Here is a 23,016-nt window from a genome sequence, read left to right as displayed (position 1 = left end):
GGAGATGAAGATGAAAACAAAAAGTATCAAGGGCATCTTTCAACAGACGAATAAACTGATGATCCTCGTCGCCTTTATTCCCCTCGTACTAAGTAGTGTGTTTTACTCACGGCAGATTTTCATTTACCAAAATACCATCAACAATATTGAAGAAGCCAATCAACTATCGGAAAAAGTCGATGCCATTGTCTTGGAGGAGATGTGGGACTTAGTCTTCGGCCAAAAAACCGTCGCACAAGTCCAAGAAACCAATGTAATTGAGGAATTGAGGAGCGACCTGCAACACATCCAAGAAAATACCAGCACTGCGAAAGAGCTCAATATTTTAGCGGTCGCCTTTCGGACGCTCGATTCTTTAGAAACCTATCAGCAACAGTTGATCGACAATATTCTCAAGGATGAACCAGTGGAAAAAAACCAATACGTCATGATCCAAGTGGATTCGGTGATCGATTTGCTATCCGATATTTTGCAGCAATTCGTCGGGGTAGAGATCAGCTTAGCCAGCCAAACCAATCACGAACTAGTCCAATCGGTATTGTTACTGATCCTTTTTCAAGTCGTGTTGCTTTTGATCATCTTTGCGATCATCAATAAAAACCGGCGCTTTGTTCGGGACAATCTGCAAGACCCATTGGATCGGTTATTAGATCTTTCCAACGAACTATCCCAAGGACATTTGAGCTACCGAGCAGAACTGCCAGAAACCCCAGAACTGCGGACCTTGACGAGTAGCTTGAATCGAATGGCAGATGACTTGACCCGGCTCTTGGAAGAAAATGCCTTGAAGCAGTATCACTTAGCCCAAAGTGAGGTGCGGGTCTTACAAGCCCAGATTACCCCACATTTCATCTATAATAGTTTAGATGCGATCGTTTCTTTGATTGAAGCTGCCCGTTACGAGCAAGCAACGGAAATGACCTATGCGTTATCGGATTTTTTCCGTATCTCCTTAAGCAAAGGGCAAGACTGGATTCCTTTGGAAAAAGAATTGCGGCATGTGGGCGATTACTTGAAGATTTTGCAGATTCGCTATGGTAGGATGCTGTCTTACACCATCGAAGATCAAACCGTCAGTTCAGAACTGCAGGTTTTGAAAATGGTCCTGCAGCCTCTAGTTGAAAACGCCGTTTATCATGGCACCAAGTTTGTCCGTCGCGTCGGCATGATTCGAATTACAGTGTCAGAATTGCCTCACCAGATTCAAATGACCATCAGTGACAACGGCATTGGGATCGACCCTGACCGTTTGGAGGAGATTCGTCGTAACCTTAAAGAAACCACTGATCCCGCCTCTGAGAGCGGCTATGGCCTATATAACGTCTATCGCCGTCTCCAGCTGAACTACGGCAGCGAAGCGCAACTGACGATCCACAGTCAATACCAAGAAGGCACCACGATTAACGTCACAGTACCAAAAAGGGAGGAACCCAACCATGTACAAAGTGTTCATAGTTGAAGATGAACATCTGATTCGCGATAGTTTACGCCACCAAATCATGACTCTCGCCAAACAATACCCGATCGTTTATAGCGATGAAGCCGCCGATGGCGAATTGGCGCTAGCTTCGATCCTTGATCTGCGTCCGGATATTATTATCAGCGATATCAAAATGCCGTTTATGGATGGCTTGGTCTTTGCGAAAGAAGCCAAAAAATTATTGCCGCAAGTTCGCATTATTTTTGTTAGCGGCTTTGATGATTTTGACTATGCAAAAACGGCACTGCAGCTGCAAGCAGACGATTACTTACTCAAGCCCATCAAAAACGAAGAATTAGAACAAGCCATCAAAACCGTCGTTCAACACTTAGATGAACAACAAACCACCCATCAGCAATTATCCAAAGAAGACGATTTATTCGAAATGGAAATCAAAAAAAATCACTTTCTGAATCATCTCTTTAAACAAAAGATCACGATCTCAGAAGCTTTTTTGCAAGCAGAAGAACTGGGACGGCGCTTTTCAGGCAAACAGTTTTGTGTGCTGTTAGCAAAAACCCCCTTCAATCAAAGTTTTTCTGACTACACTCGCTTTAGCCAGCAGCTGACCAAAGCCTATGAGCAAGATGATGCCGTCTTGTTCTCCAGTGTCTCTAGCCGCTTCATCAAGTTTTTACTTTTTGACCATGACCGAGAACAAGTTTTAGAAAAAGCCTATCAGATCGCTCAAAGCCTCGTTCATGGTTCTGGGGAAGAAGTGGCAGTGGCGATCGGACCTATAGCAGATCGTTTCTCGGGCATCCCTCTTTCTTATCAGAAAGCTCGTGACATGCTAAAAACCTATGGCAGCATCCGCAAGGAAAAAATCATCAGCTATGAAGATGACATTCGGGAAGGGGAACTGTCCCCCACCAATCCTTTCAAAACCGATCTTGCTTCAAGACTGGCAAATGCTGGGAAACAGACGATCCCTGAGCTGACCGATGAATTGATGGCGCCTCAAGGGACCGTTGAGCGAACGCAAATGTACCGTTTGTTCGTCTTGGTCGAATTGCTGGCATTATTGAAGAAAAAAGACAGTCATTCGCTGCCCCAGATCGTTCAGCACGCCCATGACTTAGACTATCTAGCGGCATTGACCCATGAGCCAGAGAACTATCAAACGACTCTGGCAGAACTGTTGCCGCTATTGACCAAACAACCCATCAATCCTGCAATGGCGAAATATCAAAGCGTCATCAATCAAGCCAAAGCCTTTATCAGTGAGCACTTTTCTGATCCCAATATTTCCTTAAATGTAGTTGCTGAAAAAGTTCATTTGAGTCCGGCGCACTTCAGCACCATCTTCTCGCAAGCCACTGATTCTACGTTTATCGAATACTTGACCGAGCAACGATTGACCTTAGCTAAGGAACTGCTGTTAACGACAAATCTACGGCTATCTGAGATCGCCTTTGATGTTGGCTATAATGACCCAAATTATTTTTCCTTTTTGTTCAAGAAGAAAGAAAGTATCTCACCGAAAGAATACCGTCAAAAAAATGCCTAGTTGAATGAATGGATACAAAAAAAGAGTGAGGGACAGCAAAATCGTCCTCACTCTTTTTTATTTTCTACCTCATTCAGTTATTTCTTCTCCATCGCAGCTTTTAAAGCAGCTGCTAATGGGCTTTCTTGCGGTTCTTCTTGATTGATTTTATTCATCAAGCGGCGTTCTTCGTGTTTCGACAGCTTTTTGCTGCGCTCTTTTTTATCCGCCATTTTTTCGGTGGTCCCATCGAATTTACAGCGGAAATAGGCGCCATTTTTGCCCTCAATGATCTCCATCTTTCGGTGACATTGCGGGCAACGTCGGTTTGAAACTTTCGGGTCTTTCCGACGACGGTACTTGCAGGTGCCACTAGAACAAACATAGATCTTGCCATCACGGGTATTTTTCTCCCGCAATGGTTCGCCGCATTCTGGACACCGTTTTTGGGTCAATGAGAAATCTTGGTACTTGCTCTCACTTTGCTTGATTTCTTTAACCAATTGTTTAGTGTCTGCTTCGATTTGCGCGAGGAAGGTTTGGGCAGAGTAGGTGCCTTTCGCGATGGCTTCCAGTTCCTTCTCCCATTTTTCCGTCAACTCTGGTGTCACCAAGGAAGGATTGACTAAGACTAACAACTGCTTGCCTTTTGGCGATACTTGCAAGCCGCTTGGAGTCCGCTCCATCAGCTCAGATTTGATCAGCTTTTCAATGATCTCCGCACGGGTTGCCGGCGTACCAAGACTGTGTTTTTCCATTTTGCCTAAAAGAGTTCCTTCATTCAACGGTTTCGGTGGTGTGGTCAACTCTTTTTGGATGGTGAACTCAGGCTTGATGGTACTGCCTTTTTGCCAAGCTATGTCAATGGTTTCTTCTTCAGAAGTCGTTTTCCATCCCGCTTCTAACACGGTATTGCGGTTGAACACAAAGGTCTCAGAACCAAAGGTCACTGTCACTTTCTGTTGCTGTTTTTTGTGAGGTTTCGCAAAGAGCATTAAGAAACGACTAACGATCATTTGATAGATCCGTTGTTCATCGGTAGTTAATTTTTCATAACGTGCCCGCTGTTCCGTTGGCAGCAGGGCATGGTGATCCGTGACTTTTTTATCATTGAAGACAGCTTGCTGCACCACTTGTCCGCCGTTTTTCAAGTATCCTTTGACTTCTGGGGCAAAATCCGCAACTGCCTGCAGGCGTTCCTTCATGGTTGCCTTCATATCATTGGTCAAATACTTGGAATCCGTCCTTGGATAAGTGACGATCTTGTGTGTTTCATACAAGCTTTGAACAAGCGACAAGGTCTTCTTGGCTGAAAACCCATAACGCTGATTGGCTTCTCGTTGGATCTCGGTCAAATCGTAGGGCAGTGGTGCACTTTCTGTTTTGACCTTTTCTTCGATCGCTGTCACGCGACCATTTTGTTGACTCATTTGTTTGACCAATGCTTCGGCGTCACTGCGTTCTTTTAGTTGATAAGGATTTTTTTGTTGCAGGCGGGCCTTGGCATCACCTACGTTTAGGGTAATCACATGATAGGTTTGCGGACGGAAACTCTCGATCTGAATTTCCTGACTGCGCACCAAAGCTAAGGTAGGGGTTTGGACCCGACCCGCACTAAGATTGTCTTGATATTTGACCGTCAATGCCCGCGTGACATTCAATCCTACCAGCCAGTCGGCTTTTGCCCGCGCAAGGGCGGAGTAGTAAAGATTATCGTAGTGCTTGGCTGACTGCAATTTTGCAAAGCCTTCTTTGATGGCTTTAGGGGTTTGCGAAGAAATCCACAAACGTTTGACTGGTTTGTCAAAACGAACCCACTCCAAAATCCAGCGAGCGACTAGCTCCCCTTCTCTTCCCGCATCGGTGGCGATCACGACTTCCCCGACATCTTTTCTTTGAGCCAATTGTTTGATGGCTTTTAGTTGATGACCGGTTTTTGGCAATGGCTTGATCCCGATGGACTTAGGGATCATCGGTAATGTTTCCATCTGCCATGATGCCCAGTCTTTATTTAGATCTTCAGGCATTTTCAAGCCCAATAAATGACCAAGGGCCCAAGTAACGATCGCCTTGGGTCCTTCGTAATAATTTTTATGTTTTTGCTCACAGCCCAAAACTTTGCTGAGGTCTTTGGCAACGCTTGGCTTTTCCGCTAGAATTAGTTGTTTCATAAAAATCTTTCCTGCTTTCGTCGACGACTTGCTGATATTCTTTGAGCAATGCCAGTCCAATATATTGTTGGAGGTAATCGTCGCATTCTTCGCACCAGCGTTCGTCTTCTTCATTCCAAAAAGCCGTCATAAAGTTTGATTTTGCATTTATGTACGAATACTCTTCTCTGATTTCTTGCCATTTTTGTTCATAAAATGACTGCGCCTCGCTGAAAGTTGCAAATGTGAACGCCTCTTGAATATCTGACTGCCATCCCTCAAAAAACCACCACGGTTCATTGTCCCCATACATGACTACTACTTGATACATTCCATTGCTCCTTTCACGATTCCTTCCCCATATTAGTCACTTTTACTTAAACTTGCAAGGAATAAGTTTCAGCATTTAATCATCGCTTAAAGAATTCATTAAACCTTCGTTTTTTTGTACGTTTTATCGGTTGCTTAAGATTACATCATTTCTATGCCCTTATAGTCTAGCACAGAAGTTTCCTGTTGTGAATATAACAGGAAAAGATTAAAAAAATATCAAACAAGATTTATTTTAACCTCGCAAAAAAAATTTTATCTGTGATGGATATGCTACAATAATGGCAACCACGAAACTGCTAGGAGGTGCCCCATGTATCTCGAACAAATCACTTTTCCCGATCAAGAAACCGAGTTTGATTTTTTCCTTTCTATCCAACGGACTGTCTATGATTCTTACTACCCTTTTCAGATTCTCAGTGTCCGCCGTTTTCAGCAGATCGATTTTGAACCAATCACGATTTTATATGGCGGTAATGGTTCTGGCAAAACCACTGCATTGAACGTGATTGCAGAAAAGATCCACGCTCAGCGCTTTGCTGCGTATAATCGGTCGAATTTTTTCGAGGACTATCTATCCTACTGTTCTGCTCGTAGCAACGACGAACCGCAAGAAAAAGTGCTATTGACCAGCGATGACGTCTTTGACTTCATGCTGGATATTCGAAACTTAAACCAAGGGATCGATCATCGCCGAGAAGAAGTGTTTCAAGAATACTACCAAGCAAAGTATGCGGACTTTCGTTTCACTGGTTTTGACGATTACCATGAATTGAAGAAAATGAATCTCGCACGATCCAACACACAGTCCAAATTCACCCGCAAGCACTTGATCGACAACGTCCGAGAATATTCCAATGGTGAAAGTGCCTTTCGCTTCTTTCAAGAAAAAATTCGTCCCAACAGCCTTTACTTATTAGATGAACCAGAAAATTCCCTTTCTGCTGATCGTCAGCTGGAACTAGTGCAGTTACTGGAAGATTTTGTCCGCTATGAACAGTGCCAATTCATTATTGCTACTCATAGTCCTTTCGTTTTATCTTTAAAGGAAGCCAAAATCTATGATTTGGATCAAACACCTGTCGATGTTCGGAAGTGGACGCAGTTAGCTAATGTCCAGCAGTATTACCGCTTTTTTCAAGCACATCAAGCCGAATTTGATGATCGATCATGACCAAAGCAAACCATTTTCCGTCAAAGATTTCTTTTGGCATTTTTTTCCGCTACACTCACACAAAGACCAAAATCAAATTGATCAGAGCAATATAGAAGGCGACAACTCCCACAATTTTGCCTCACTTGACTTCTGCTTGGTTATACTGATCGGAATGCTCCGCAATCTGAGCGGACAAAAAGTAGAACTTTTTAAAACAATCAAATACCCTACTAAACCAAATAGTACGGCTAAGGCAAGTTCGTTGATTTGGCTTGAAATGACCTGATTCTGATGAAGCATTACCACCCCTACGGCACTAACGTCCCCTCATTTCATGAGGTTGGCTCTTGTACGATTCATGCACCTCCCCCTTTCTTTTAAAAATGCCAATGCATCAAAAACATTCATTTTCTGACTAAATTATAGCATAATTTGACTATTTTTTAAAAATAGAACGCGCTCGCTCTAGTCGTATTTTCGAATTGATTAAAAGAAAGCCCTAGCTAAGTGCAACTGATTGGTTCAGTGTTCTTAGCTAGGGCTGATTTTGTTAGGTGTTAAACATATTGTAATTCTTTGGCTTCTTTGTAGGCTGCATCGATCAAACCGCCGCCCAAGCATTCCATGCCGTCATAAAAAACGACTGCTTGTCCCGGAGTGATGGCGCGTACTGGTTCGTCAAAAATCACTTCTGCTCGATCTCCATCTAATAGACGCACGGTTACCGGTACATCTTGTTGACGGTAGCGGAATTTTGCTGTGCATGAAAATTCCGTTCCGCGGTCTTGTTCTGTAGTAAAGTGGATTTGGCTTGCTTCCAAGCGATCTGCATACAATGCGGGATGATGGAATCCTTGCCCTACATACAGGGTGTTAGTGGCTAGGTCTTTTCCAACTACAAACCATGGTTCTTGAGTGGCACCGCCGCCGCCAATGCCTAAGCCTTGACGTTGTCCAATGGTGTAGTACATCAAGCCATCGTGTTGTCCTTTGACTTCACCATCTAATGTAACCATATTGCCTTTTTTCGCTGGCAAGTAATTACTCAAAAATTGTTTGAAATTCTTTTCTCCGATAAAGCAGACACCAGTGGAATCTTTTTTCTTGGCTGTTGCTAGACCTGCCCGTTCAGCGATCGCTCGTACTTCTGATTTTTCCATGCCACCTAATGGGAACATGGTTTTGCTCAATTGTTCTTGTGACAATTGGCTTAAGAAATACGTTTGATCTTTGTTGTTATCCACGCCTCGTAACATATGGGTTACGCCGTTTTCATCAACGGTCACTTGCGCATAATGGCCGGTTGCTACATAATCGGCACCAAGATCCATCGCATAATCCAAAAAGGCTTTGAACTTGATTTCCTTGTTACACATGACATCTGGATTAGGTGTCCGTCCGGCACGGTATTCTGCAAGGAAATATTCAAATACACGGTCCCAATATTCTTTTTCGAAATTCACTGAATAATAAGGAATCCCGATTTGCGCAGCCACTTTGGCTACGTCTTTGTAGTCTTCTGTTGCGGTACAAACACCGTTTTCATCGGTATCATCCCAATTTTTCATAAAGATCCCAACAACATCATACCCTTGTTCTTTCAGCAAAAGTGCTGTTACTGACGAGTCTACCCCGCCACTCATTCCAACCACCACACGGGTGTTTTCGTTAGACATGATCGTTTCACCATCATTTCAATTATAGATTCTGAAATCATCTACGATTTGAAGGTCGCAACTTTTCAGTAATTTGCATTATACAACAAAACACAAAAAACTTCACTGTTTGCTGTCTTTTCTTAAAAATTCCTTTTTTAGAAAAGACATCTGGAGAGAAGTTGCTGTTCGTTATTCCACCCACTCAGCCAAATAGAGGAAGCGCTGCTTTTGTGTCTGTCATCGACAGCTGTCCAAACAGTAACAACTTACTTTTCAAATGGTGGTTGTCATAAAATCGTATGAAATTCTTCAGGAAATGCAGAAATGCTCTTATTAGAAAAAGACTATACTTCTCTTAGATATTACTTTACGAGGAGGGGCATTTCATGCGATTGCACACAAGGATATCGAAAACGAGGAGAAACGATGGGAAGAAAGAAAAGAGCCTTGCACTGCTGCTTTTTCTCATCGGTGGTGTTTTTGTCATTCATTACGTGATTGATCAGGTCAGGGATGCTGCGTTTGATCAGACAGCGCTTGTCTCAAAACAGTTCACTCGCCAAGCCAATCAAGCTCTTCAACAAGCGATGGCAGATACGCAGCAACTGCCGTTGATTGTACAAACCGATCAACGCTGGGGCAATAACACGTATGGATATGGAGAAGAGCAAAACACCTTTGCGGCAAACGGGTGTGCTATTGCTTCTTTAGCCATGATCGATTCTTTTTGGACGGATCGTCCGCCGAATCCTGACAAACTATTGGAGTGGGCTGGCGATCAATTTTATCTTCCCAAACAAGGAACGAGTTGGCAAATCTTTCCTCAGTTTGCCGAAGCTTTTGGTTACCAATTTGCCGATTTAGGGGATTCATTTGAGGCTACCTATGAGAAAATGACACAAGGCATCCCCGTTGTGGTCTCGGTTCAAGCAGGAACCTTTACGACATCCGGACATATCATGGTATTGGCTTTGAACAAAGAAGGAACGATTCAAGTATTCGATCCTAATGATTCCCCCGAAAAAGCCCATTATGAGAAAAGCTATCCTAACGATGTCTTTCAAGCAGAAGGAATCCATTATTGGAGCTTTTGGCTTTGATGTTCTGATCGGCTGAAGCTGCAAAAATACACCTTTTGTGGGACAAAAAAAGACTAGCCGCAGCTAGTCTTTTGCTTATCTTGCTATTATTGAACGCGTGGTTCGTTGTTTTCTTGAATACGCGTCGTTGTCCGGTTGAAGGCACCTTTGGCTTTACGTGTTTGTTTTGACGCAAAGTCGCCAGTTGTTTCTGCCGCACTGCTTACTTTGTCTTGAACTGTTTCAGAGTCTTTTTCGAATTGTTCACGTGTTTTGACATCTGCTACATTCACGTTTACTTCGATGACTTCTAAATTCGTCATTTTGTTGACTTGTGTTGAAACAACCTCTTTGATTTGGTCGTAGATCGTGGTCATGTCGCTGCCATATTCTGCAACGATATCAAGATCGACTGCCACTTGTTTTTTCCCAACTTCAACGTTGATCCCTGAAGTCACATCATCGGTGTTGACTAATTTACCTGCAATATTTGAGAAGAAACCGCCATCGACTGTTAAGAGTCCGTCTACAGATTCTAATGCAATGCCTACGATTTTTTGAATCACTTTATCTTCGTAAGTTAATTCTCCTTTAACACCTGTTGTTGGTTTTGTTTGGTTTTCCATCGTACATTCCTCCTACTATAATCTTGATATAAATTAAACTAATAATGTTACCAAAGTTAACGGCGCGGTCTTTGAAATTGTTCAAAGAATCCGACTTCTTTGAGATAAAATCCCAGATACGTACCTAGTGCCGTAAATAGCACCAGCAGTATGGTTTTCAAAAAGCCGATCGTTAGAAACAGGATCGCTAGGATCAAACCGAAACCTGCAAAGATAAGCGGGATCTTATAGTGGTAGAACCATTCACTCATACCTGTTCCTCCTAAACTACACGCGGTTGGTCATGGGCTGCTGGTGTTTCTTGCGTATCTTTTAAAACAACTTCCGTTTGGATATTGCTTTCGATACCGAAAAGCTGCTGCAGACTGCTGCTGATCTCACCAACCAAAGCTTCTTGTTTTTGCGGGATGGCTGCTGTTTGTTTCATTTCTCCATCGATTTTTACCGCTACTTTATTCTTGACGATTTTGATTTTTACCGATGGCTGATGGATGAAATCTGCTTGTTTCACCCGCTCGAGCACAAAATGCTCTAACGCCTTCTTCTGAATCACTAAATCGCCTGTCTTATGGGGAATGATCAAGCGGTCTGAGCGTTTTGGATAAAACAAAACGACAAAGAGTGCGATCACTGTAAAAATAGCAAAGCCAACAGATAACCAAAAGAGCAGCATACTCATGGAAGATCCGACCCAAGGATATTCATCCAAAGGAATCAAGTAAACAGGCAATGAAGCCGCTTGCTGATTGGCGATGATCCCAAAATAAAAGACAAGTAAGAGTAAAAGTAATCCGATGATAAAAATCACTTTAGAAATCTTACGCATTGGCAACCTCCTTTACTGCTTTCTACTTAAAGCATACACATTTCTTAAATATCCATCAAATAATAACTCTTGGAATCGATTATTTTTTACATATAAAGTTTATTTTTATCAAAAAAATTTCCTTAATCAAAGCTTGCTGTCAAAGTCATCACAAAAAAAGCAAGCCGTCCGACGTTGTCTTGACGCTTGCTTTTCTTGTTATCTGTTAACGAGCTAGCTTGGCAAGTTCTTGTTGCTTTGCATGATGTAGCACCGCCAGTTCATTTTCGGAAACTGGTCGACCGAAGGGACGCGGCTGCGGCAGAAACGCCAATTCCGGTGCATCGACTCCTACGTTGAGATTCTCAGCGATTGGTACACTATGATGATGGATATGCCCATGCAGATTGCGGCTGTTTTTGGTGATCCCCAGCAGCATAGGATAATGGGTTAGTAAAAATTGCTGATGAGCAAACTTCAGCAAGACACCCACATCTTCAAACGCATACTTTTGGGCTCCCAAACAACCAGGATCATGCTTGCGCAAGTACGCAAAGAAAGCCCGAGTATCATGATTGCCTTTGATAAAAACGATTTTGCCCTGCAGCTGTGCTAACAGCGCAGCAATTTCTGGAAAGCCTGCTTCATAAGCAGGGTGCATCGCGACATCCCCTAAATGATAAACGACATCTTTATCCGCAACCACCTCATTCCAGCTGGCGATCATCGTTTCATGCATTTGCGTCACTGTCTCAAAGGGGCGTGGGGCAAAGTCATTGTCCCCGAGCAAGGCTGCATGAAAATAATGGGTATCAGACGTAAAAAATTTCATAGTCGCTCCTTACTTTACTGCTTTTTCTGTGATCTGTGTCTTTAAATCATCGCTAACGGCTGCTTTTTCGTCGGTGTAGGAAAACGTGCATCGATTATCGCCAATTCGCTTTTGGAAAAAACGATTTTGGCAGCTTCAATGTTCTGCAGCATATGCAGCGAGTCACTGGTTTGGGGGATCGCTAAGACGTGGGGTTGTCGAAGGGTCCATGCCAAAAGCAGCTGAAAAATCGTGCAGCCTTTGGCTTCTGCCAGCTCTTTCAACACTTCATCATTTTTGAAGTGGTGCCCTAGCCGATCGCCTTGAGCAATGGGTGAGTAGGCAATCACCGGAATCTCCGTCTCTGCCTGCCAAGGCAAAAGATCGTATTCGATCCCCCGGGCACCTAAATTATAGAGTACTTGGTTGGCGGCACATTGATCGCCGTTTTCTAACCGCAACAGCTCCTCCATATCTGCCACGTCAAAATTAGAGACGCCCCATGCACGGATCTTTCCAGAGGCTTTGGCAGCTTCTAGTGCGTCAACTGTTTCTGCTAACGGCACATCCCCTCGCCAGTGCAACAGATACAGATCAAGATAGTCGGTGCCTAAACGCGCTAAGCTGCGGTCTAAAGCTTTTGGCAATTCATCGGTGGAGGCATTCCAGGGATAAACTTTTGAAATCAAATAAAGATCCCCTCGTGTAAAGGGCTGGATCGCTTTGCCAACTAGCGTTTCTGCGTTTCCCTCGCCGTACATTTCTGCGGTATCGATGACAGCCGCTCCGGCTTTGATGCCCGCTTGCAGCGCATCGATCTCGGCTTTTTCCTTAGCTGGGTCATCCCCCATATGCCAAGTCCCCATTCCAACGGCTAACACGGATTGCTTGTTTAAGGTTCGTTTCATCTGGATTCCTTCTTTCTCGTCTCAACGTATCCACTTTCTGAGAACGGCTTAGGTTTGTTTTCTTTAGTATAAAAAGAAACCGGCAAAGATACAAAAGAAGTGTATCAATCCCTTGCCTGCTTGGCGGAGTGACACACTTCTTGCCCTTTGAACGGTATAGCTGCTTTTGACAAAAGCTTACGCTTTGACAAACAACCCGCGGCTGATAAAACCATCCATTAAAAAGTAAAATTTTTCTTGCAGCATTTTGTGCTGTTCATCTTTGAAAATATTGACTGCTTTTAATCCATTGGCTGTCGTGATGGACATCTTGAAGGTTTGCAGATCTTTTGCAACAGTGATTTTTAATTTAAATCCTTCTTTGCTTTGGGGTGTTGCTTCAAGGCCACGAATCAATTGGAAGTTGCCGCCGTTCGTTTCTGTAAAGCCATTGTCCCGCAACGTATATTTTTTTGCTTCAGGAGCAATGCGGTATTGGGTTGCTGCGCCTAAAACGGTTGCTGTTGTTTCAAATGCCATGTTCTTCACCTCTTTAACATCATTTCTTTCATTATAAATAGTTTTCAGCGAGATTGCTAGCTGTTCTCCTACTTTTTCGTTGCTAAGACAGTTTCTGCTAATAGCTGAGCAAATGCTTCGATTTCCGCCAATGTGTTGCCATAGCCAAAGCTGACTCTGACCGATTCCCGGATAGCTGGATGCTCTTTGCCTACCATCGCTTCTAGCACATGGGAGGGTTCAACATTGCCCGCCGTACAAGCGCTGCCTGTCGAGATGGCGGCTCCTTTTAAGTCCAATTTCATCAGTAACAAGTCACTGCTGACCCCTGGGAAACGCAGATTCAAAATATGGGGCAATTTGTGTGCTGGATCACCATTCAACTGAACATCAACGCCTTGTGCTGCTAAGGTCTCCATCAGCACATCGGCAAACAGTTGATATTGTTCAGCCGCTGCTTGCTGTGCTTCGGGGGTATGCAAAGAAGCTGCTTTGGCCATCCCCATGATGGCTGCCAAGTTTTCCGTCCCTGCTCGCCGTTTTTCTTCTTGTTCGCCACCATGGAGTAGCACAGGTAGCGACAATCCATCTCGTTTATACAAAAAGCCGATCCCTTTTGGTCCGTTGATTTTGTGAGCGGAAATGCTTAAGAGATCAATGCTATTTTCATTGATTTCAAGAGGGATCTTGCCATAAGCTTGCACGGCATCGGTATGAAAAACAGCGGGATGCTCCCGTAAAAGGGCGCCAATTTCTGCAATCGGTAGCAAATTGCCCGTTTCATTGTTTGCCGTCATTATGGATACTAAAATCGTATCGGAACGTAAGGCAGCCTCAACTTCACTGACGGCCAATTGCCCCTTTTGATCTACTGGCAAATAGGTCACCTCAAAGCCTAAGCCTTCTAAATAGCGCATACTCTCAATGACCGCCGGATGTTCGATCTGGGTTGTAATGATATGTTTGCCTTGTGCTTGTTTGCTAAGGGCTATACCGATGATCGCTGTATTATCGCTTTCGGTACCTCCACTGTTAAAAATGATCTCATGTTCCTTGACCCCTAGCTGCTGAGCGATCGCTTGACGAGCCAATTCTAATTGGGTGTGGGCGTCTCGACCATAATGATGAATGCTTGATGGATTGCCAAAAAATGTCTGCATCGTTTCACTCATCACTTTGATCACTTCTGGGTGCAGCGGTGTCGTTGCTGCATGATCTAAGTAAACCATTCTTTTCACCTATCCTTCATTACTGCCATTATAACAAATCTTCCTCAGACGTCTATCGTGAGTGTCCATACGAAAAAACCTGTCAGTCAAAAGCGGAAAAATCGCCAATGATGACAGGCAGCTGAACGCGTTCAGCCTTACGAAAAATCAGGAACGTGTGCTGTTTTGCTTGTGCGAATCACGTCACTTACTGATCGTTTTATTTTTTTCCAGGTTCAGAGGCAATGACAGTCAATTCACCAACCAATTCCCATTTCTTGATCGGGTTTGGCAAAATGCAGCTCGTGCCCATTTTTAGTTCATAGGAATGACCGTCGATCATCAACTGCCCATACCCATCGATCACAGTCATCAAGGTATAATCGGCCTTTTGTGCCAAAGATAATTTCCCATGTACTTCCCATTCATACACATTGAAAAATGGCGTTTCAAGATAGGTAACGACTGCTGATTGTCCTTGTTTGACTTCACGGATCGATAATTCTGGCGTCCGTGCAGGAATCGTCGTCACATCGATTGATTGTTGGATATGCAGCTCCCGTGTTTGTCCTTGATCATCAGTACGATCATAGTCGTACACCCGATAAGTCGTATCCGAGCTTTGTTGGGTTTCTAAGATCATGATCCCTTTCCCAATGGCATGGATCGTTCCACTTGGCACATAGAAGAAATCCCCTTTTTTCACAGGGACTTTTGTTAACAAATCATCCCAACGACCCGCTTCGATCATTTCCGCAAGTTCTTCTTTGGTTTGTGCGTGGTGGCCATAAATGATTTCCGCACCTGGTTCGGCATCAATAATGTACCAGCATTCCGTTTTCCCTAATTCCCCTTCATGGGCTAGCCCATACGTGTCATCAGGATGGACCTGAACGGATAGATCATCTTCCGCGTCTAGAATTTTAATTAATAATGGAAAGACTGGTTCGTCTGAATGTCCAAACAGTTCTTGATGGTCTTGCCAAAGATCCGCCAATGTTTTGCCTTTAAACGGACCATTTTCAATGACGCTCACCCCATGAGGATGCGCACTGATCGCCCAATCTTCACCGATCTTGTCACTCGGTAAATCAAAACCAAAAACAGAATGCAGGCGACTGCCGCCCCAAATTTTTTCTTGAAAAACAGGTTTCATAAACAATGGTTCCATAATTGTTCCCCTCTCTAGTTGTTCGTGCATATTATAGCATGAATCCGCTTATTCGGCAGATTCTTTTAAGTAACATTGCAGGATTTCGTCACGATGACCCAAGTAGCTTTCTCGATGATCCACTGGATGGACCCGATTCGATAAGAAAATAAACGCTTTTTTGTTAGGAATATCTACTGCGAGAAACGTGCCTGTATAGCCTGTATGAAATAATTGGTACGGCGCACCCAATAAGTCCCAGCCATAGGTGCGGGGCTTTGTGCTTTCAGGCGTCTGCCTCTGAGCCAGCGCCTGCATCACTTTTTCTGAGAAAAGCGGCGCCCCTTGCTGCTGACCATTTGCCAATAACAGTTGAACGAACAGCGTCAAATCATCCACGGTAGAAAACAACCCGGCGTTGCCGGCATGGTTTCCCAGCACTCGTGCTTTTGGGTCATGGGTGATTCCTCTAAGGATACTGCCGTCTGGCTGCTGCTGGGTAGGCACGATCAATGGCAGCTGTGAAGGAGGAAAAGGCGGAAAGCCGCTGTTCTTCATGCCTAAAGGCGTCAAGACTTCTTCTTGAAAAATCTCGGTCACTGGTTTTTGATACAGCTCCTCCAATAAAAAGCCCAGCAAAATCGTACCAGTATCCGTATAGTTGACCGTTTGACCGATCGTATCACTGCTTTCAAGCTGCAAATACGCCTTGCGCAAAGCAGCAGCACCCAACTGGTCTCGATGGGGAATCCACGTGTTGATGGCTGCCGTATGCGTCAGCAAGTGCTTGATCGTTACCCGATCGTCTTTAAACGCTGGCAACCAACGAGTAAGCGGTGCCTCCATCTCGATTTTCCCTTGATCCCACAATTTTAACAGGACGGTGGTTGTACAAATGACTTTCGTCAATGAGGCTAAATCAAACAAATGATCTTTCGTCATGGGTTCGGTTTTCGGAAGAAGCGCTGCCTGTCCGAATACCTGTGTCTCTTGGGTTTCACCGGCGATAAAACGCAGCACCGCTCCTGGGAAAACGGTCGGCATTTTTTCTTGAATGAGCTGTACTGTTTCTGGGTACATTGTCATCATTCCATACTCGCTCCTTTCAGGCTTGTCTTGCTTCTAACTTTAGCACTTTTCGCCAATGAAAAAAACTACCCATTAAGGATAGTTTTCAGATTTTTTTCTAATCAGTATTACATAGATTACTCATCGGCTGGTGCAGCTTTTGCTTGCGCCTTTTGGATGATTCTCAAATAACTGTAACACGCACATTGACTGCCTAGTACACCTAAGATCAGTCCAGCGAGTAAGGGATGAATCAAGACAAGCAGTAAAGCGATGCCACTCAACAGCCCTAGCAACATCAGCGTCTGCAACGGTGCCCAAAAGATGATGAAAAAGCTTTTGATCAAGGCAATCCGCATGGGTGCCGCCAAATGCACACTGTCGCAGATAAAATACAGCAACCACACGAGTAAAATGCTACTTAAAAACAAATAGCCGACAGCCAATAAGGGGAGCTGAAAGGAATCGATTTGACGATAAAAGCCTAACAGCAGCAAAGCGAGACTACCGAAAAAGAGGCCTGCGGCAACACTGCGCCGATAATTTTCCCGATAGAGCCGCCAAAAGGTCCCTCCGATGGCCTGTCGTGGTTCTTGATAGTACAACCAGCGCCGCATGACGCCAAATAAAGCAAAGGTCGCTGGAAAAAGAATGCTAGGAAAACTAATGATCAAACCAATCAAAGAGAAAAGAAACTGACGAGGAGAGCTGGGGAAAATCAGCCCCAAAGCTAGCAATAGAACGGGCAGATTGAACAGTAACCAGTAGCCATTCAAAAGCAACATACTAGCTATCGCTTGACTGGCACCATACCAACGATACCATCGTTCATTTCCCATCAGTCCGCCTCCTTTCTCTAATCAGCTGATTTACCCTCTAGCGGGCTAAGTTTTGTAGATTTTGCTGCCATTTCTCTGTTTGATAATCCAGCAACTCTTGATAGCCCGCTGCTTGTGCTTGGGCTTCCGCCTCAGCAAAGATGGCACGCACTTCTTCATCGCTGTCAGAAAAGATCGCTGAAGCATTGGCTTCTTCAAAAATATCGTTGATCCGTTGCTGAATGATTCCTTCTGGTGAGTCTGGCATCGGGTTGATCGCCGCAAATTCCGTGTCGTCTTTTTGCGTGTCCCAAGTAATAGCATGCTGCCATTTCGTTGCCCAGTTCATTTGATCTTCTGGAAGATTCAGTTCAAATTTTGTTTTGGTATTGTCTAAAAAGGCGGAGTTGCCGTTCCATTGGAAACTTGAAGTTGCTTGCTCAATCTCCGAAACGCCTGCACTGTCTTCTGCATAGGCATCCGTAAATTGCGTATAGCCTTCTTCGTCAAAGCCATCCCAATACTGGCCTTCTGGACCAAACATCAAGATCGATTGGCCCAACGGTCCTGTCAACCAGTCTAAGAAGGCAAAGACTTTTTCTGGGTCTTCTGCATTTCTAGTAATGACACTGACATTCCACCCTAGCATTTCATAGGAACCTGGGAAAATATTGTCAGGATCTAGTCCTGGTTTTGCAATCGGCTCGATATAGAAATACCCCGCATCTGGATTTTGTTCTTGCAAGATGTAATGGGCATCGCGAGCATGGTTGGACGGGCTGGCAGCCGCATAGACAGCTACACGACCACTGGTTACTTTTTCTGCCACCATATCTGCATCTTGGGTCAAGGTATCTTGGGTCATCAAGCGCTCACGGTACAGTCTTGACGCATATTCAATCGATTCTACGTAGTTTTCATTGGCAAAGATCGAGGTCAATACGTCGCCTTCAGGAACAGCGCGAATGCGGATATCTGCTGGTGAACGCCCTTCTGCAAATGCTGAGTACAAGACATTGATCCCTTGTCCGCTGACATCTGTTTCAAATGGAATGACATCAGGAAACTCTGTTTGAACTTCTTTCAAATACTCATAAAGATCCTCTGTTGTTTTCAATTCTGGCGCACCTAAAGCATCATGGATCTCTTTATTGACGACATAACCGGCATTCCCGAAAGGCTCCGAGCTATACCAGTTGGGAAACTGATAAAGTTTGCCGTCTTCTGAACGAAGCATGTTCAGGATGTCTTCTCCCGCCCATTCTTTCAAGTTTGGATACTTATCCAAGTAATCATCAAATGGCACTAGGGCACCCGCTTCTCGCAGCCGTTCCACATCCGACCCTCGATCAAGCCAAATAAAATCAGGTAGATCATCGCCAGCGATCATTGTGCTTAGCCGCTGTGCTGCATTCCCGCCACCATCGATTGCGCGAATATCTACCTTGGTCAGTTCTTTGATAGCAGCAGTTGCTGGATCATCTCCCCAACGATCCATCGTGTACCAATCATAATTACCAAACATCGTGATCTCCAACGGTTCACTACCTAATTCAAAGACCTCCGAACTGTCACGGTCATTCGCTGCCGCCCCATCACTTTCTTTTGTCCCTGACTCACTGCCGCAAGCAGCCAGTAAGAGACTCATCGCAGTCACTGACAGCACGCCTTTTAATACCTTTGCTTTCATTCTTTTATCCCCTTTCAACGTTTCGTTCCTTCTCTCCTCTAATCAAGAGAGTTCCTCCTGCTCTGCTAATCTTTCAACGAACCAATCAATACACCTTTTACAAAATACTTTTGGACAAACGGATAAACCATTACGATCGGCAAAGTCGCCACCATCATGATCGCCATCGACAAGGATTTTCCTGTGACACCAGTCATTTCCGCCAAACGTGCTGCTGAGCCAGAATCGATTTGACTCATTTGCGAACTCACCGTGTTCGAATTCAAGACTCGTTGCAAAAAGGTCTGCAAGGGAATCAGATGATCTGAAGTAATGTAGATGCTTGGCATAAACCAATCATTCCAATGCCCAACGGCGGTAAATAGCGACAAAGTGGCAATGACTGGACCTGATAACGGCAAAATGATTCGGAAAAACGTGCCCCAATAACCACAACCATCAATTTTCGCTGAATCTTCCAATCCTTTCGGCAGTTGCTGAAAGAACGTACGGAAGATGATCATATTCCAAACACTGATCAGACCAGGAATGATCATTACCCAAAAAGAATCCATCAGTCCAAGTGAACGTACCACTAAAAAAGTTGGAATCAAGCCGCCGCTGAAGAACATCGTGAGGATGAAAAAAATCGTAATAAATTTTCGCCCTATCAGTTCTCTTTTTGACATTCCATATGCTGCCATCGCTGTCAGCATGATCGATGAAAACGTCCCGATCACTGTCCGTAAGACACTGATGAAAAAGGCATTCATCAAGCGCTGATCTTGAAAGACGATCTGATAGTTTTCCAACGTAAATTCTCTTGGCCAAAACGTGATCCCACCGGTCACCGTGTCACGTCCAGAATTAAAGGAAATCACCAGTGAATTCCAGAAGGGATAAAATGTCAAGAATGCAAGCGTTATCAAGAAAAGGTAGATAAAAATCATCATCGCTTGGTCGCCCCAATTTTTCTTCATTGTTCATTTCCTCCTCTGCTGATCACCATAAGCTGTGACCCACTTTGCGTGCGAAAAAGTTTGCTCCGCTCAAAAGAGTGACACTAATGACTGCTTTGAACAAACCAACAGCTGTTGCGTATGAATATTGAGAGTTGCTGATCCCTACCCGATACACATAGGTATCAATGACATCCGCCACATTTCTAAGAGCTGGATTGCTCCCCAGTAAAAGCAAATCTTCAAAGCCCGCATTCAACAAGTTGCCAATTTCTAAGATCAAGAAGATCGTAATGATTGGAACGATCGAAGGCAACGTGATCAAAAAAACTTGCTGAAATTTCGTCGCACCATCTAAGGATGCTGCTTCATACAACTGCGGATCGATCCCAGCAATGGCTGCCATATAGACGATCGAGCCAAAGCCAATCGATTTCCAAAGATTTGTCGTAACGATGATCGTCCAGAAATAGCGAGGGATCGATAAAAAGTTGATTGGTTCATCGATCAGGTTTAAACTTTCCAAAGCAATATTTAAGCTACCGTTATCCATCGATAAAATCGACATCGTAAACCCCGCCACGATCACCCATGATAAAAAGTGCGGGAGATAAGTAATCGTCTGCACCACACGTTTGAATGCAACGTTCTTGACCTCGTTAAGCATCAACGCCAGCAAAATCGGTGCTGGAAAACAAATAGCAATCTTTAGCACACTGATCATAATGGTATTCCGTAAAATTTCCCAAAAACGTGGTTCACTAAAAAAGCGCCGAAAATTATCAAAGCCGATCCATGGACTGCCTGTCATACCTTCAAAAATATTGTACTGTTGAAACGCCATCAAAATCCCGTACATTGGGATATAGCTAAAAATGCCTACCAGTAAAATCGCCGGCAGTACCATCATCTGCAGATCCCACTGAGCAAAATATCGGTGTATCCACTTTTTTTCCATCACATCTACTCCTTGTCTTCCCGTTACTGCTCACCACCAAAAGAAACCGCATACATTAATAACAACAAATAACCTCTGCGTCCAGAGCCATCGAATCTCGATTCTTTTTTATTATAAATTAAGAATAACCACAATTCAATATAATGTTTGCGATTTTTGAATCATAATGGCTATTATATTAAGTTTTAAGACAGGCGTTTCAAATATTAAATAACTAAATAAGAAATTCAAAATAGATTGGACCTGTTCTACTAGTGCAGATAAACTACCGTTTTTTCAATGATTGGTCTTCGAATCGATGTAACAGTTTTTTACACTCTTTCGTGCGAAATAAAAACAAAAGTTTCTTTTTTTGACAAAAAAAAGGGGGCGTGACATAAGTTAACTAGTTACGCTCTCTAAAATATAAGGAGCACTCGAAAATCATGTGATTTTTCGAGTGCTCCTTGTTTTTTTTATTCATTTTGGGTAGTTCAAGTACCTATTTTTGTCAATTTCATCATATTGATTGCCGTAATGAGTAAACCCGTCTGTTTTCTGACTTTTTCTAAGCCCCTAACCGTGTATCGAGTGAAACCCAAACAAGCCTTCATAAATCCGAAGACTGTTTCCACGTCGATCTTTCTCCGACCATATATTTTTTGAATTTCAGGCGTTGATAAGCGCTCTTTTTGTTTTTCTTTATGGTATTCCCAAGACGGATTTACAGTGATCTTTCTGCGATTCCCCTTTGGGGTTAAGGCTTCAGGAATGAGCGCTTGGTTCGCATCCGTTTTTTCTGCTTGGTATTCTTTAAAATCTCGGATAAAGCCATCCGCATCTGTTCGTTGACGGTAAGCATGAAAATTGAATCGTACCCCTTTGGGGTCGATGTAAAAGTCCTCCTTAGGCTCATAATCCCAATTCATTACTTTCCGATCATCTGTCTGCCATTTCTTGCTTTGTTCTTTAAACATCGTTCCATAAGGAATCAGTGCAGTATGTTGGGGAAGTTCATCTTCTATATAGCGGTAATTGCTTTCTGAACCATAGCCTGCATCGGCGACCAAATAATGAGGGGACTTTTGTGCAATCTTCATCTTTTCCAGTAATGGTTTCAGTGTCTTAGTGTCTGTTGGGTTTTGAAAGACATCGTAGCCGAGTACAAATTGATTACAAGTAGCGATTTGCAGGTTATACGCAGGCTTAAGTTGGCCATTTTTCATAGGGTCTTCTTTTACGCGCATGAATGTCGCATCATGATCAGTTTTTGAATAACTGTTTCTTGTCCCATAAGTAGAAAACTGCGTTTGATGTTCCAGAACTTTTTCTCGTTTTGTATTTAATTTGCGTACTTGGCTTTTCAACGTTCGCCGTTGTTGTTTCGCTGGATTTGGCGAAAGACGTTTCGTTGCCTCAACTTCTTTTTCTAGTTCTTCCAGACGTAGTTCCATCCGTGTTAACAGTTCATCTATCATGTCTACTGTCAAGGTCGTCCCTTCGGGAATCTGTTTCAGGGCATACGCTTCTCTTAGTTCCGTCATCATAGTAAGCAGTTTTTCGCGATTCATTTGATCGAATCGGATCGTGTTTTTCTTCCAGACAAAGCTGTACTTATTCGCATCTGCCAAGATTTTTGTACCGTCAATAAACAACGCATCATCAATCAGATTCCGTGCACGCAGATACTCTGTCAACTGATCTAAGCCTTTATTAGTCAACTCCTGCACATCGTTAGATACACAAAAACGGGCGATCGTTCGATAAGTCGGAACCCGTTCTTGCGTCAACCAGCGAGCATATAGGTTTTCTTCAGCTAAACGTTCAATCTTGCGACTTGTAAAGGTTTCTCGCGTATACGCAAAAAGAACCAACTTCATCATGGCACCTAAATCATATTCTCTTGGTCGACCAAAAAGATACGGGTCATTAATCTGAAGCGCTTCAACCAGTTCATGGATAAAAACGGCGACATGATTTTCTTTTGGAGAAAATGAAGTAGATAGATCCAAAGTGAGTTGATTCATGTTATAATTAGTATACATTTTGTTTAGTCCTTTCAGGATTAAATGATGGGGCATTGGCGGCAACCGATGCTCCTTTTTATTTTACCCAAAAAACCGGCTCTTCGACATTTAGTGTTGGTAGAGAAAAATACAACTGAAAATTTAGTCATAACCAGTTAGGCAGCGTGCTTAACTGGTTTTTGTTTTACTT

Annotated in this window: 21 protein-coding genes; 4 read left to right on the top strand and 17 right to left on the bottom strand. The window is 43.6% G+C overall.

The window, feature by feature from the left end; genetic code table 11:
* The first annotated feature begins 10 nt into the window (after positions 1–10).
* Complete coding sequence (locus ACIPK1_RS14690) at positions 11–1,459, top strand: sensor histidine kinase (protein WP_400451249.1); 1,449 nt, start codon at positions 11–13, stop codon at positions 1,457–1,459.
* The gene (locus ACIPK1_RS14685) at positions 1,437–2,990 is read left to right on the top strand and encodes a response regulator (RefSeq protein WP_005232247.1); all 1,554 of its coding nucleotides are present in this window, start codon (positions 1,437–1,439) and stop codon (positions 2,988–2,990) included. The genes ACIPK1_RS14690 and ACIPK1_RS14685 overlap by 23 nt, the downstream gene beginning before the upstream one ends.
* 77 nt (positions 2,991–3,067) lie before the next feature.
* On the opposite strand, the gene ACIPK1_RS14680 is transcribed toward ACIPK1_RS14685, so the two are convergent.
* Together ACIPK1_RS14680 and ACIPK1_RS14675 are read right to left on the bottom strand one after the other, a co-directional pair.
* Entirely contained in the window at positions 3,068–5,140 is a 2,073-nt protein-coding gene (locus tag ACIPK1_RS14680) for a DNA topoisomerase III (protein ID WP_400451247.1), read from the bottom strand.
* Positions 5,073–5,450: a DUF1033 family protein gene (locus tag ACIPK1_RS14675; protein ID WP_005227251.1), complete on the bottom strand. Its 378-nt coding sequence runs from the start codon at positions 5,448–5,450 to the stop codon at positions 5,073–5,075. Before ACIPK1_RS14675 ends, ACIPK1_RS14680 begins: the two co-directional genes overlap by 68 nt.
* A gap of 312 nt (positions 5,451–5,762) precedes the next feature.
* Between ACIPK1_RS14675 and ACIPK1_RS14670 the strand changes: the two genes are divergently transcribed.
* Positions 5,763–6,623, top strand: a complete 861-nt coding sequence (locus tag ACIPK1_RS14670; RefSeq protein WP_400451244.1) for an AAA family ATPase — start codon at positions 5,763–5,765, stop codon at positions 6,621–6,623.
* A 539-nt stretch (positions 6,624–7,162) separates the two neighbouring features.
* Here the strand turns inward: ACIPK1_RS14670 and mnmA are convergent.
* The gene (mnmA, locus tag ACIPK1_RS14665) at positions 7,163–8,281 is read right to left on the bottom strand and encodes a tRNA 2-thiouridine(34) synthase MnmA (protein WP_026008140.1); all 1,119 of its coding nucleotides are present in this window, start codon (positions 8,279–8,281) and stop codon (positions 7,163–7,165) included.
* 368 nt (positions 8,282–8,649) lie between these two features.
* Between mnmA and ACIPK1_RS14660 the strand changes: the two genes are divergently transcribed.
* Positions 8,650–9,363 carry a C39 family peptidase gene (locus tag ACIPK1_RS14660; RefSeq protein ID WP_005232255.1) on the top strand — a complete coding sequence of 238 codons (714 nt, stop codon included), beginning with the start codon at positions 8,650–8,652 and terminating at the stop codon, positions 9,361–9,363.
* A gap of 86 nt (positions 9,364–9,449) precedes the next feature.
* Here ACIPK1_RS14660 and ACIPK1_RS14655 read toward each other — a convergent pair whose 3' ends face one another.
* The 14 genes from ACIPK1_RS14655 to ACIPK1_RS14590 form a co-directional block, all read right to left on the bottom strand.
* Positions 9,450–9,968 carry an Asp23/Gls24 family envelope stress response protein gene (locus ACIPK1_RS14655; protein ID WP_005232258.1) on the bottom strand — a complete coding sequence of 173 codons (519 nt, stop codon included), beginning with the start codon at positions 9,966–9,968 and terminating at the stop codon, positions 9,450–9,452.
* A 56-nt stretch (positions 9,969–10,024) separates the two neighbouring features.
* A complete protein-coding gene (locus ACIPK1_RS14650) occupies positions 10,025–10,219 on the bottom strand; it encodes a DUF2273 domain-containing protein (protein ID WP_005232259.1) in 195 nt (64 codons plus the stop codon).
* An 11-nt stretch (positions 10,220–10,230) separates the two neighbouring features.
* Positions 10,231–10,794, bottom strand: a complete 564-nt coding sequence (amaP, locus tag ACIPK1_RS14645) for an alkaline shock response membrane anchor protein AmaP (RefSeq protein ID WP_005232260.1) — start codon at positions 10,792–10,794, stop codon at positions 10,231–10,233.
* 205 nt (positions 10,795–10,999) lie between these two features.
* On the bottom strand, positions 11,000–11,605 hold the full coding sequence (locus tag ACIPK1_RS14640; RefSeq protein WP_005232261.1) for a metallophosphoesterase: 606 nt from the start codon (positions 11,603–11,605) through the stop codon (positions 11,000–11,002).
* Between the two features lie 41 nt (positions 11,606–11,646).
* Positions 11,647–12,492: an aldo/keto reductase gene (locus ACIPK1_RS14635; protein WP_005232262.1), complete on the bottom strand. Its 846-nt coding sequence runs from the start codon at positions 12,490–12,492 to the stop codon at positions 11,647–11,649.
* 177 nt (positions 12,493–12,669) lie between these two features.
* Complete coding sequence (locus ACIPK1_RS14630; protein WP_005232263.1) at positions 12,670–13,011, bottom strand: DUF1831 domain-containing protein; 342 nt, start codon at positions 13,009–13,011, stop codon at positions 12,670–12,672.
* Positions 13,012–13,079: 68 nt separating this feature from the next.
* On the bottom strand, positions 13,080–14,219 hold the full coding sequence (locus ACIPK1_RS14625; protein ID WP_005232265.1) for a cysteine desulfurase family protein: 1,140 nt from the start codon (positions 14,217–14,219) through the stop codon (positions 13,080–13,082).
* Positions 14,220–14,418: 199 nt separating this feature from the next.
* Positions 14,419–15,372 carry a mannose-6-phosphate isomerase, class I gene (manA, locus tag ACIPK1_RS14620; protein WP_172634723.1) on the bottom strand — a complete coding sequence of 318 codons (954 nt, stop codon included), beginning with the start codon at positions 15,370–15,372 and terminating at the stop codon, positions 14,419–14,421.
* Positions 15,373–15,417: 45 nt separating this feature from the next.
* The gene (locus ACIPK1_RS14615; RefSeq protein ID WP_080555194.1) at positions 15,418–16,434 is read right to left on the bottom strand and encodes a serine hydrolase; all 1,017 of its coding nucleotides are present in this window, start codon (positions 16,432–16,434) and stop codon (positions 15,418–15,420) included.
* Positions 16,435–16,553: 119 nt separating this feature from the next.
* Positions 16,554–17,255 (bottom strand): DUF624 domain-containing protein, encoded by a 702-nt coding sequence (locus tag ACIPK1_RS14610; RefSeq protein WP_301389248.1) that lies wholly within the window; start codon positions 17,253–17,255, stop codon positions 16,554–16,556.
* A gap of 37 nt (positions 17,256–17,292) precedes the next feature.
* Complete coding sequence (locus ACIPK1_RS14605; RefSeq protein ID WP_196043687.1) at positions 17,293–18,924, bottom strand: extracellular solute-binding protein; 1,632 nt, start codon at positions 18,922–18,924, stop codon at positions 17,293–17,295.
* A 65-nt stretch (positions 18,925–18,989) separates the two neighbouring features.
* Complete coding sequence (locus tag ACIPK1_RS14600; RefSeq protein WP_005232275.1) at positions 18,990–19,883, bottom strand: carbohydrate ABC transporter permease; 894 nt, start codon at positions 19,881–19,883, stop codon at positions 18,990–18,992.
* 22 nt (positions 19,884–19,905) lie between these two features.
* On the bottom strand, positions 19,906–20,820 hold the full coding sequence (locus ACIPK1_RS14595) for a sugar ABC transporter permease (protein WP_005232278.1): 915 nt from the start codon (positions 20,818–20,820) through the stop codon (positions 19,906–19,908).
* A 473-nt stretch (positions 20,821–21,293) separates the two neighbouring features.
* On the bottom strand, positions 21,294–22,844 hold the full coding sequence (locus ACIPK1_RS14590) for an IS1182 family transposase (protein ID WP_087665201.1): 1,551 nt from the start codon (positions 22,842–22,844) through the stop codon (positions 21,294–21,296).
* Positions 22,845–23,016: the final 172 nt, after the last annotated feature.

It is taken from the genome of Enterococcus sp. NPDC086594 (assembly GCF_044746145.1).
GTDB lineage: Bacteria > Bacillota > Bacilli > Lactobacillales > Enterococcaceae > Enterococcus_D > Enterococcus_D entomosocium.
The sequence above is the reverse complement of the archived record's forward strand: the minus strand, read 5'-3'. Positions and strand labels throughout refer to the sequence as shown.